The sequence below is a fragment of the Scopulibacillus darangshiensis genome (assembly GCF_004341035.1).
Classification (GTDB): domain Bacteria; phylum Bacillota; class Bacilli; order Bacillales; family Sporolactobacillaceae; genus Scopulibacillus; species Scopulibacillus darangshiensis.
This window is the reverse complement of sequence record NZ_SLXK01000071.1, coordinates 1-11,176: the sequence shown is the minus strand read 5'-3', so window position 1 is coordinate 11,176 and position 11,176 is coordinate 1. Positions and strand designations below refer to the sequence as shown.

At 44.0% G+C, this 11,176-nt stretch carries 8 protein-coding genes and 16 tRNA genes; 2 read left to right on the top strand and 22 right to left on the bottom strand.

The genetic code is table 11. From position 1 onward, the window contains the following. Nucleotides 1–107: 107 nt before the first annotated feature. Together EV207_RS22410 and queG are read right to left on the bottom strand one after the other, a co-directional pair. On the bottom strand, nucleotides 108–635 hold the full coding sequence (locus EV207_RS22410; RefSeq protein WP_132748602.1) for a methylated-DNA--[protein]-cysteine S-methyltransferase: 528 nt from the start codon (nucleotides 633–635) through the stop codon (nucleotides 108–110). Between the two features lie 60 nt (nucleotides 636–695). Continuing rightward, a complete protein-coding gene (queG, locus tag EV207_RS22405; RefSeq protein ID WP_132748600.1) occupies nucleotides 696–1,853 on the bottom strand; it encodes a tRNA epoxyqueuosine(34) reductase QueG in 1,158 nt (385 codons plus the stop codon). A 92-nt stretch (nucleotides 1,854–1,945) separates the two neighbouring features. Between queG and EV207_RS22400 the strand changes: the two genes are divergently transcribed. Both EV207_RS22400 and yvfG read left to right on the top strand, forming a co-directional pair. Then, a complete protein-coding gene (locus tag EV207_RS22400; RefSeq protein WP_132748599.1) occupies nucleotides 1,946–2,614 on the top strand; it encodes a B3/B4 domain-containing protein in 669 nt (222 codons plus the stop codon). 36 nt (nucleotides 2,615–2,650) lie between these two features. Continuing rightward, nucleotides 2,651–2,878, top strand: a complete 228-nt coding sequence (yvfG, locus tag EV207_RS22395; protein ID WP_132748597.1) for a protein YvfG — start codon at nucleotides 2,651–2,653, stop codon at nucleotides 2,876–2,878. Between the two features lie 20 nt (nucleotides 2,879–2,898). Here the strand turns inward: yvfG and EV207_RS22390 are convergent, their stop codons facing one another. The 20 genes from EV207_RS22390 to EV207_RS22295 form a co-directional block, all read right to left on the bottom strand. Beyond that, on the bottom strand, nucleotides 2,899–3,702 hold the full coding sequence (locus EV207_RS22390) for a thermonuclease family protein (RefSeq protein ID WP_132748595.1): 804 nt from the start codon (nucleotides 3,700–3,702) through the stop codon (nucleotides 2,899–2,901). 174 nt (nucleotides 3,703–3,876) lie between these two features. Beyond that, entirely contained in the window at nucleotides 3,877–5,139 is a 1,263-nt protein-coding gene (odhB, locus tag EV207_RS22385) for a 2-oxoglutarate dehydrogenase complex dihydrolipoyllysine-residue succinyltransferase (RefSeq protein ID WP_132748593.1), read from the bottom strand. A 19-nt stretch (nucleotides 5,140–5,158) separates the two neighbouring features. Next, a complete protein-coding gene (locus EV207_RS22380) occupies nucleotides 5,159–8,020 on the bottom strand; it encodes a 2-oxoglutarate dehydrogenase E1 component (protein WP_132748591.1) in 2,862 nt (953 codons plus the stop codon). Between the two features lie 411 nt (nucleotides 8,021–8,431). Next, on the bottom strand, nucleotides 8,432–9,115 hold the full coding sequence (locus EV207_RS22375; RefSeq protein WP_341539817.1) for a protein kinase family protein: 684 nt from the start codon (nucleotides 9,113–9,115) through the stop codon (nucleotides 8,432–8,434). 386 nt (nucleotides 9,116–9,501) lie between these two features. Then, nucleotides 9,502–9,586 (bottom strand) — tRNA-Leu (locus EV207_RS22370). Between the two features lie 23 nt (nucleotides 9,587–9,609). Then, nucleotides 9,610–9,698: transfer RNA gene (locus EV207_RS22365), tRNA-Leu, on the bottom strand. Between the two features lie 15 nt (nucleotides 9,699–9,713). Beyond that, nucleotides 9,714–9,788: transfer RNA gene (locus tag EV207_RS22360), tRNA-Cys, on the bottom strand. Nucleotides 9,789–9,804: 16 nt separating this feature from the next. Continuing rightward, a tRNA-Gly gene (locus EV207_RS22355) sits at nucleotides 9,805–9,879 on the bottom strand. Between the two features lie 4 nt (nucleotides 9,880–9,883). Then, a tRNA-Gln gene (locus tag EV207_RS22350) sits at nucleotides 9,884–9,958 on the bottom strand. Between the two features lie 18 nt (nucleotides 9,959–9,976). Beyond that, nucleotides 9,977–10,052 (bottom strand) — tRNA-His (locus tag EV207_RS22345). 13 nt (nucleotides 10,053–10,065) lie between these two features. Continuing rightward, nucleotides 10,066–10,139, bottom strand: a tRNA-Trp gene (locus tag EV207_RS22340). A 4-nt stretch (nucleotides 10,140–10,143) separates the two neighbouring features. Beyond that, nucleotides 10,144–10,228: transfer RNA gene (locus EV207_RS22335), tRNA-Tyr, on the bottom strand. A gap of 82 nt (nucleotides 10,229–10,310) precedes the next feature. Beyond that, a tRNA-Thr gene (locus tag EV207_RS22330) sits at nucleotides 10,311–10,386 on the bottom strand. A gap of 10 nt (nucleotides 10,387–10,396) precedes the next feature. Further along, nucleotides 10,397–10,472: transfer RNA gene (locus tag EV207_RS22325), tRNA-Phe, on the bottom strand. A gap of 100 nt (nucleotides 10,473–10,572) precedes the next feature. Then, nucleotides 10,573–10,648, bottom strand: a tRNA-Asp gene (locus tag EV207_RS22320). 20 nt (nucleotides 10,649–10,668) lie between these two features. Beyond that, a tRNA-Met gene (locus tag EV207_RS22315) sits at nucleotides 10,669–10,745 on the bottom strand. A gap of 6 nt (nucleotides 10,746–10,751) precedes the next feature. Beyond that, nucleotides 10,752–10,827, bottom strand: a tRNA-Val gene (locus EV207_RS22310). Nucleotides 10,828–10,899: 72 nt separating this feature from the next. Further along, nucleotides 10,900–10,974: transfer RNA gene (locus tag EV207_RS22305), tRNA-Glu, on the bottom strand. A gap of 17 nt (nucleotides 10,975–10,991) precedes the next feature. Next, nucleotides 10,992–11,083 (bottom strand) — tRNA-Ser (locus tag EV207_RS22300). A 3-nt stretch (nucleotides 11,084–11,086) separates the two neighbouring features. Next, nucleotides 11,087–11,161, bottom strand: a tRNA-Asn gene (locus tag EV207_RS22295). Between the last annotated feature and the right edge of the window lie 15 nt (nucleotides 11,162–11,176).

The window sequence follows — 11,176 nt, the reverse complement described above, 5'->3', positions numbered from 1 at the left end:
ACCCTTTCATTTTTTAGGTGAAAGTTATGGCATTGAAAACCCTGATATAACCCAATTTCTTGGGACATCGACATTAGACTATGAATATTTCAGGCCAAATATGGTCTCTAGCTTTTCATTATCATTTTTTCATGATCTAATAGTGTTACCTTTTTATCTAAACCGCCGCCATACCCGACAAGTGACCCGCTCGAGCCAATCACGCGATGGCACGGAATGACAATTGGTAAAGGGTTACTGTTATTCGCCGATCCGACTGCTCTGACAGCCTTAGGATTTCCAATGGCCTGTGCAATATCCTTATAAGACTTCGTTTCACCATACCCTATTTCCCGCAATGCCCGCCAAACTTTAATCTGAAATGGTGTCCCCTTTAGACATAATGGCAAATCAAATGTTTGCCGCTCACCATTAAAATACTCTGTTAACTGCCGGGCGGCCTCTCCGGTATAATCCTGATCCTTTTTTAGCTCGTTGTGCATCATATGTTTTTTTGCCCAGCTTTGGAGAGGGACTGCCGCCTCCTGCAGGGAGCCAAATTCGATACTGCATAATCCGTCATGATGACATGCGATCGTCAGCATACCAATTGGACTGTCAATTTCCTCCACATAGATACAAGGCTTTTTAACCATAAATAAAACCCTTCTTTATCTCATAGTATTTAAGCAAACCATCAATCAACAAGGAAAGTACTAGTCACTCATACTTTCCAGCACATTATTTATTTCTGAAAAGACATCTTCGTCTTGTTCATTATAAACGACTTCCTTTAGCCCTACAAAAATTCCTGACTTTTTTCCACTCGGTATCCGGCCGATCATGTTCCCTAGAGCCCATGCTGCGGATTTTCTGATGACTGGCCTTGGATCATTTTTTAAAACATCCATAAGTGTGTCCGCAGCTGTCACATCTTTATAATTTCCTAATGCAATGATCGCGTTCCTTTGGATGGGCTTCTTGCCGCGCCAGGAACCAGCCATGTGCCCATACTTTTCTTTAAATTCCCGGTTGCTCATCTTAAGCAGGGGCTGAAGCAATGGCTTAACGTACTCGGGTTCCGGCTCCATCTCACCGTGAAAATGATTGTCAATACCGCGATTATAAGGACAAACCTGCTGGCATGTGTCACACCCGTAAAGTCTATTTCCAATCGCCTTTTTATAATATTCGGGAACATCCTGCTTTGTTTGTGTTAAAAAGGCAATACATTTCTGGGCGTTAAGTTGGCCGCCCTGGACAAGCGCACCAGTTGGACAATGATCAACACAGAGATTGCATGATCCGCAAAGATCGGTTGCCGGCTCATCGGGCTCAAACGGTATATTCGTTATCATTTCGCCAAGGTAAACATAAGAGCCGTATTCTTTTGTTATCACATTAGTGTGCTTGCCTGCATGGCCTAATCCGGCCCGTTCTGCTACCGCCCGGTCAGAAAGCTCCCCTGTATCAACCATCGATTTTAGCTTTACCTCAGGAACTTCTTTTCGAATGAAATCTCCAAGCTTTGTCAACCGGTCCCTTAAAATGGCATGATAATCTTTGCCCCAGGATGCGCGGCAGAACGATCCCCTGCGGCTGCTTCTTGTGTTCTTAGGTCTTTCAACCATTTTTGCCGGATAGGCAAGAGCAATGGCGATAACCGATTGTGCACCGTCCATCACTAATGTCGGGTTCACCCTCTTTTCAATATCATCCTCTTCGAAACCTGATTGGTAGCCAAGCGATTGCTGTCTATACAGTCTCGCCCTGAGCTCGGCAAAAGGGTCTGCAGTAGTGAATCCGATTTTGTCAATTCCGATCTCTTTGCTGTGTTCAATTACTTTTTGCTTTAATTCTCTAAAATCATTCACGTTAAAGACTCCTATTCCATACAAGCTAACCTAGTTGTTTTTATGGTAAAATGGCATCATCAAGCAATGCTAAGGAGTGAGGTGGACTGCACATGATACATGCTTCAATTTCAGATACCATTAAACATAAAGTTCCAGATTTCAAAGTGGGCCTGATTACATACCATGATATAACGATTGGCGTTTTGCCGCAATTATTTGGGGGGCATTTTTCCCTTTTCCAAGAGGAAATTAAATTGACATTTGAGGAAAAAAGTGTTACGGACCTTGCGGGTGTCAGTGAATGGCGGAAAGTGTTCAAAAGCCTTGGGACTGACCCTTCAAGATACCGGCCTTCCCATGAGGCACTTTATCGGCGCCTGAAAAAAGGGCAAAGTATACCTTCGATCCATTCTGCGGTAGATATTAATAACTTCTTTTCTTTAAAATATGAAATACCTCTAGGCATTTACGATTTGGGTCATCTTGACGGCAATGTCCATGTTAAAATTGGAGGAGAACAGGATGAATATGAAGGTATCATTGGCAGGGTGATGTCAATGAATGGAAAACTGTTATCTGCCGATGATATAGGGGCTTTTGGCAGCCCAATTGTTGATTCCCGCCGGAGCATGGTCACTGATAAAACCAAACATGCCCTCCACATCGTCTATCTTAGACCTACGATGGCAATAGATGAAGCCAGCCAGCTTTTAAAAGCGATTGCCGATATGTTCACCCAGGTTCATGGCGGATCTGTGGACTACCACGTTATTCAATAGCACACAAAGAATGACATAAAAAGGAGATGTTCTCATTTGGCAAATACAGATAAATTCAGTGTCGATTATTTTAAAGAAGCGTTGCGTGTCCATATTGAAAAAAGTAAAGACGTATTAAATCCCGTTCAGGCCGCTAACAGCTATTATCGATCAGTTGTATCCACCATCATTCACGATCATTTAAATAAAAACTTTGAACTCGTGCGCCGCATCAGAAATTTGGACGAGGCCTATAATAACGTTAAAGCAGAATATCAAAAATAGGGGCCTGGCCCCTATTTTCTTTACCGAGTCCTCGGTGCCCTAAAGCCTGCCTTTTTTGCTTCTGTTGCAGTATTAAAGCACTTTTCGGCCTTTGTGATTTTATAATACCTGTCTGAAGGCAGATGATAGATTTTTGCTCCGTTGCCCGAGACGTTCCCTTTTATTTCTCCACTACAATTTCCGCTTTTATCAGGCTCAAAGGAACCGCCCGCCGCTTCCTTTTTTGCACCCTCTTGTTTAGCTTCAAGTGCTTCAGGATGGTAACCATCTTTTCTGGCGTAATCTTCTACAGACCAGATACCTACGCCCCTTGCCTGAGCTTTTTTCTGGACGGCCCGGTATTCATCAACATATTTCGTATTAGGCGGATAGACATAGGCAACACGTGCCAAACCCCTTTTTAACAATTCCTCCTCTACCGATTTGCCGTTTATGTACAGATAGGCTAGCATACGGCCGTATTTGTCACGTCCCCCGCTAACTGCCAGTTCCATTTGCACTGTTTGTCCGTCCAATAGCTTATGGGTAAATTGACTCGCTTCGGGTCCAAAAGGCTGAACACCTAATCTTGGATGGTGTGTCTCGGGTGTATCGACCAAGAGGAAACGAACGGCTTCCTCTCGCCCTTTATAATCTACCTTTATTGTGTCACCATCCACCACCCGGCTAACTTTTGCTGTAACAAGATGTTTGCCGGAAATTGCAGTGTGCTGTGTAGAAGCATCGGTGGTGTTCTCTGACGATCCAGTCTGGAGCTCTGAACAACCGGTAATGCTTGCAATAACCGTTAAAATTAATAAAACCTTCGTTATGAATGATATCATGAATCCACCCTTTTTCTTTTTGGCAAAAAAAAGGCTTAAGCCCTAGGAGCTTAAGCCTTTTTGTTTTTTTAGTTAATCAGAAAGTATAACTTTCTGACGCACATAAGTGCAACTAAGCCTCTAGCTACGCCTATTAAAGGCTTGCCAATCGGCAAGTTTTCTTTATTCCCAACCTTAACCTTCTAATAACAATTGTTCAGGATCCTCAAGCATTTGTTTGATTCTAACCAAGAATCTAACCGCTTCACTGCCATCAACAATTCGGTGGTCATAAGAAAGTGCGATGTACATCATTGGACGCGTTTCGATCTTTTCACCTTCATCAGTTTGTACAGTGACCGGCCGTCTTTGAATGCTGTGCATACCTAAAATACCAACTTGCGGGGCATTAAGGATTGGTGTTGACATCAATGAACCGAAAGTACCACCGTTTGTGATTGTAAATGAACCACCTGTCAGTTCTTTTAGCCCTAATGAATTATCGCGCGCTTTTGCGGCAAGTGTGCCAATTTCGCGTTCAATTCCGGCGAAACCGAGGCGATCGGCATCACGAACAACAGGGACAACAAGACCTTCTTCCGCTGCGACAGCAATTCCGATATCGTAATATTTTTTAACAAGGATTTCGTTGCCTTGGATTTCCGCATTGAGAAGCGGGAATTCTTTCAAGGCACCAACAACCGCTTTTGTAAAGAAGGACATAAAGCCTAATTTAACATCATGCTTTTTAAGGAAAGCATCTTTACGGCGTTTCCTGAGATCCATAACCGCTGTCATGTCAACTTCGTTAAATGTTGTCAGCATCGCTGCTGTATGCTGAACATCAACAAGTCTGTTAGCGATCGTTTGGCGGCGGCGTGACATTTTAATCCGTTCAGACGGCTTGCCTGGGTCTTGTGCAGCAGGCTGCGGCGCTTTCTTTGCTTCCCCTGATGCTTTTGTTTCTTGCTTTGACCCGCCTTCAGAATGGTTCTTAACATCTTCTGTTCTTATTCTGCCGAGAGGGTCGCGGCTCTTAACTTCACTTAGATCAATGCCTTTTTCCCTTGCTAGCTTTCTGGCTGCAGGTGAAGCAATGTGACGCTCACCAGTCTCTTCCGTTGTCTCTGCCTTTGGGGCTTCCTCTTTTGCTTCTTTTGCAGGCGCTTCCTTCTTTTCAGCTTCCGGCTTGCCCTCAGAAGCTGCCGTCCCGCCAGCTTCACCGTTCTCATCAAGCACAGCGATGATTTCGCCTACTTCTACGGTGTCGTCAACGTCTTTTTTCGTTTCCTTTAGAACACCGGAATCTTCAGCACTAATTTGAATGTTAACCTTATCGGTCTCGAGCTCAACGATGTCATCGCCTTTCTCGACTTTGTCACCTACATTTACTAACCATTTTGCAATTGTTCCTTCTGTAATAGATTCTGCTAGCTCTGGTACTTTTACCTCAATCACTACTGCTTCCTCCTCGGTTTTAGATGCCAATTTTTTTCAATGATTGTTCGCTCAATGCTTCTGTAACAATACGCTTTTGTTCTTTTTTGTGGATATCTGGTTCACCGCCGGCAGGGCTTGAACGGTCAGGACGTCCAATATAATTAACTTTAATCCCTTCAGGCGCCACTTCCCAAATTTTTGGCTGAATGTACATCCAAGCACCCATATTTTTTGGTTCCTCTTGTACCCAGACAATTTCTTTTAAATTTTTGTAACGGCCAATAACTTCTCTGATTCGTTCTTCAGGGAATGGGTACAGTTGTTCCACACGCAAAATATGCAGCCAATCAAGGTTCTCTTCTTTTGAACTAAGTTCAGTCTCCAAATCAATCGCAACCTTACCGCTGCACAAAACTAATCGTTTGACCTCATCAGGTGCATGGCCTGTTGCAGGCTCATCAAAAACTTTCTCGAAACGGCCTGCGCTTAGCTCTGAACCAGGGGATGCTACGTGCGGATTACGCAACAAGCTCTTAGGTGTCATTATAATTAGCGGACGAACCTCTTCTTTTAAAGTGATAGCTGCTTGACGCCTTAAAATATGGAAATATTGTGCTGCGCTTGTCAGGTTAGCAACAGTCCAGTTATTTTCGGCAGCTGATTGCAGATACCGTTCTAAACGACCGCTGGAGTGCTCAGGCCCTTGTCCCTCGTAACCGTGAGGAAGGAGCATAACTAGACCTGACTTCTGACCCCACTTGGCTCTTCCAGCAGCAATGAATTGATCAAAAATGACTTGACCGGCATTGGCAAAATCACCGAATTGAGCTTCCCAAAGAACTAATGTCTCTGGAGCAAAAACATCATAGCCATATTCAAACCCAAGAACAGATGCCTCCGAAAGCGGGCTGTTATGAATATCAAACGATGCTTTGACACCTTTTAGAACATGCAACGGGGAATAGGTCTTCCCGCTCTCACTGTCATGCAGCACTAAATGACGATGTGCAAACGTACCGCGTTCAACATCTTGTCCCGTAAACCGAATCGGTGTTCCGTCGCGTAAAATCGAAGCGAAAGCCAAGGATTCGGCTAAACCCCAGTCGACTTTCCCGCCTTCCTCCAAAGCGTTTTTACCGCGGCGTTGCAAGATTTTCCCCAGCTTCGAATAAACATTAAATCCTTTAGGCCATTTTAACATGCCTTCATTTAATTCACGTAAAATGTCAACTGAAACAGCGGTATCTAAACAAGGCAAATCTTGAGCGACAGTGCCTGGCGGGTCCAATTCTGGCATTTCGCCTTTATCACTTCTAATCTTATCATAAATGGACTGAAGCTTATTTTGTTCCGCTTCTTCCATTTCCTTAGCCTGATCCTTGTTAATTAAATTGTCAGACACAAGTTTTTCTTCGTAGATTGCTCGGACTGTTGGATGATTGTCTACTTTTGCATAAAGTAAAGGGTTTGTAGCATGCGGATCATCCATTTCGTTATGACCGTATCTGCGGTATCCCAACAAATTAATTAGAAAATCCTTATGGAATTGCTTCCGATATTGGTAAGCAAGATTCATGGCATCAAGACATGCTTCCGGATCATCAGCGTTTACATGAACAATTGGAATCTCGAATCCCTTTGCAAGATCACTCGCATATTTGGTAGAACGGGAGTCTGAACTGTCCGTTGTAAAACCAAGTTGGTTATTTGCAATAATATGGATTGAACCGCCAGTTTGATACCCTTTTAATCGGCTCAAATTAAGTGATTCCGCAACGATGCCTTCACCAGGAAAAGCTGCATCGCCATGAATAATAATAGCTAATGCCTTTGTGTTGTCTTGTTCCGGATAACCCGCTGTTTCGCGGTTTTCCTGTGCCGCCCGTGCATAGCCCTGTACAACAGGATTGACGAACTCAAGATGACTTGGATTATTCGCCAATGTTAGCCGCACGCGGGAAGATTTCTTTTCCTCTATTCGGTCAGCTCCAAGATGGTATTTAACGTCACCTGTCCAGCCGTAATTGATTCCTGTTGAACCTTCCGACGGGACGAGTTCCTTGTTTGGTGAATGGTGGAATTCGGCAAGAACATGCTGATATGGCTTTCCTAGGACATGCGCTAAGACATTCAATCGTCCTCTATGAGCCATACCGATCATAACATTTTTGGTACCATCCTCGATTCCGCAGCGAATGAGCTCATCTAACATCGGAACCATTGCATCTACGCCTTCAATTGAAAAACGCTTTTGTCCAACGAATGTTTTGTGCAAAAAGGATTCAAATCCTTCTACTTGAGTCAAGCGATTTAATAATTCAATACGGGCTTCATTAGATAATGAGCGAAATAATGAACCATGTTCAACCATCCGATTTAACCAATCACGTTCTTTTATATCGTGAACCTGGCTAAATTCATATGCAAGAGTATGGCTGTACGCTTCCCTAAGATGGTTTATGACATCAAGTCCGTTGTGGAGGTTTACCGGTGCTTCAGGCCATACAACCTTGGCAGGAATCGCTTTCAAGTCCTCCTTAGACAGCTGATATTCTTCTAATTTAAGCATTTGTGTATCAAAATGCGACGCGTCCTCTAACGGATTTATGCGGGCCGCTAAATGACCAAATGTACGGATGTTTTCCGCAAGCTTCACTGCTGACACAACTTTTTCCATCGTGGCTGTATCATTATTTATAGAACGCCCACTTTCGGGACCGTTATTATCAGAACCCGTTTGTTCAGGTGGTGGACCCCAGCGATCAAAGAGATCCCGTACTTCAGTATCTACTGAATTACGATCGTTGATATAGTTCTCATATTGTTCTTGGATATAACCAAGGTTGGGACCATAAAATCCTTCCCAAGGGTTTTCCATTCTTCCTCTTTCCGTCGCCATCTACGACACTCCTAACTGTGCTTGTTCGTGGCATACATGATAAACACCAACATAATATTAAACTTTATTACCGTGACTTAATTAAAAGCATCCCACAGGTCATCTCTTTCTAAACCTTCATATCAGCTGGTTTCCCAGTTCACCATAAAAATGGTGTAAACTGTCCACCTTCGCCCCCTTTATTAAATAAAAAATAGGGTTTCCCAAAAACATTTTAGCACAATGACAAATTAGATCAAATGTTATTATTCTATAGCTTTTAAAGTTTTGTTTATCGCAATAATTAGGCATATTATTCAGAAAACTATTCAGCCCTTTGTTGGGACTGATATTTCTACGCAAAATTGGCGCCTGCACGCTGATAACCAGGCTCCCATGTGTGATTCTGAGGCTTTGGCAGCCGGTTTATCATCAATCATGTACATTGATGGATGCCTGTCTTTTTTTATAAATTTTGGCAATTAAATTAAGGACAGCCACTGGAATCCTCTTTGGGAAGAACCATTTACAATAATACCTGTAAAAGCACTTCTTTAAATCTTCCCATTGCGAACAATTCTTAATTTGTCTAAAGCGGGCAACATCAATAAGTTTAATCTCCCCTTCACTAGTTAATATTATATTTCGCAAATGTATATCTGAAGGGTTCAACCCCAAATCCTCAGCCATGCTAAGCGCATGATCAACCCCTAAAATATTTCTATTTTTGATTTCAATCCCCTTGTTCAAACATTGGAATAACGTTTGTCCTTCAATAAAATCTATGACCAAATAATTGGAGCCTGCCTCATACAATCTTGGAAAATACGGATTACCATCTAGAATGCTGTAAATCTCCGCCTCCTCATTTGCTAATTCAGTAAAGGGAGGAAAAAAAACTTTGATAGCAAACTTCGTAGATCTGACTTTAAAAACATAAGCACTGCGCCCTTCCCCAACAATCTCTAATGAGTAATCCTTATTTACCAGTTGGAACCCTGAAGCCCTCTCGAGATAGCATACACTTGCTGCAAGGTCACAAAATGACTTTATCAGGTGACAAACCTCCCTTTTTAAGACAAAGCGTTTGGATTCATTTATTATATTCTGTTCCAAGAACGGTTTTGTTCAAACCTTCTCATTTCTCGAATAATCTAAATAAAAAGCGTCATTACCGGCCAACTGGTAAAAACGCCCTAAACGCAAAAAAGCCTTTACCAAAATGGCAAAGGTCTCGCTAACAACTCGATCGTTGCCAACAAAGCCGGGGATAGAACCCGTGATGACGACTTTGCTGAATGAGCTACTCCCCTTTGAGAGGTTTATACAATTTTACTTATACTACTCTCAAAACGATAATAAGTCAATGATTTAACTAAGGAGGCGGTGAATCGGTCTATATACAATAAAAAACGCCTTGCCACAAATATTGTAGAAAGACGTTAGTAACATTGTTAATATGTGCTCCCTCATTTGGCAGTATGTAAAAGGGAGAGATAAAATGGTACCGGTGGTCGGGGTCGAACCGACACTCCCGAAGGAACACGATTTTGAGTCGTGCGCGTCTGCCAATTCCGCCACACCGGCATATTCTATATTTCTATGCTAAATGGTGCCGAGGGCCGGGCTCGAACCGGCACGGTAGTCACCTACCGCAGGATTTTAAGTCCTGTGCGTCTGCCAATTCCGCCACCCCGGCAAGGCAGACTTAAAATGGAGGCGGCACCCGGATTCGAACCGGGGGATAAGGGTTTTGCAGACCCGTGCCTTACCACTTGGCTATGCCGCCAATTGATTTAATAAAATGGAGCGGAAGACGGGATTCGAACCCGCGACCCCCACCTTGGCAAGGTGATGTTCTACCACTGAACTACTTCCGCTTATTGGCTGGGCTAGCTGGATTCGAACCAGCGCATGACGGAATCAAAATCCGTTGCCTTACCGCTTGGCTATAGCCCAATAAGATTTATTTTTAAATGGGGCGGATGATGGGAATCGAACCCACGAATGTCGGAACCACAATCCGATGCGTTAACCACTTCGCCACAACCGCCATAGTGTATAAGTGGCAGGGGTAGTAGGAATCGAACCCACACTGGAGGTTTTGGAGACCTCTGTTCTACCGTTAAACTATACCCCTAAGATGGTGGAGGGAGAAGGATTTGAACCTTCGAACCCGTAGGGAGCGGATTTACAGTCCGCCGCGTTTGGCCACTTCGCTATCCCTCCATAAGTTGGGGAAATAAATAAGATGTGATATTGACATCTTATCATATAAATCAATTCAATTCACTGCTACCTATTAGACAAATGGTGCCGGCCAGAGGACTTGAACCCCCAACCTACTGATTACAAGTCAGTTGCTCTACCAATTGAGCTAGACCGGCATATTGTCAATGGTGGCTCGAGACGGAATCGAACCGCCGACACGAGGATTTTCAGTCCTCTGCTCTACCGACTGAGCTATCGAGCCATTTTATATTGATGGTCGGTACCTTTTGTGTTCCTGTCTCTCCATCTGCTAGCTAATGCTCCGATGCATGTGCTTCGAGACAGCTCGCAGTTATTATTAATGGCGGACCCGACCGGGATCGAACCGGCGATCTCCTGCGTGACAGGCAGGCATGTTAACCGCTACACCACGGGTCCAACATTGTGGATTTTAGTATTGGTTGCGGGGGCAGGATTTGAACCTGCGACCTTCGGGTTATGAGCCCGACGAGCTACCGAACTGCTCCACCCCGCGATGATATGGTGGAGGATGCAGGGCTCGAACCTGCGACCCCCTGCTTGTAAGGCAGGTGCTCTCCCAGCTGAGCTAATCCTCCATTGTACAAAGATGACAAATACTATTTTATTGTATTAACACACATTTTGCAATAGCTAATTTTAGTAAGTATTGGTGACCCGTACGGGATTCGAACCCGTGTTACCGCCGTGAAAGGGCGGTGTCTTAACCGCTTGACCAACGGGCCATAGTATATGTATATAGTGGCGGAGAGCGAGGGATTCGAACCCTCGAGACGGCGTTGACCGTCTACACGATTTCCAATCGTGCTCCTTCGGCCACTCGGACAGCTCTCCATTTGGCTCCACAGGCAGGATTCGAACCTGCGACCGATCGGTTAACAGCCGATAGCTCTACCACTGAGCTACTGTGGAATATTATTCGAAGAT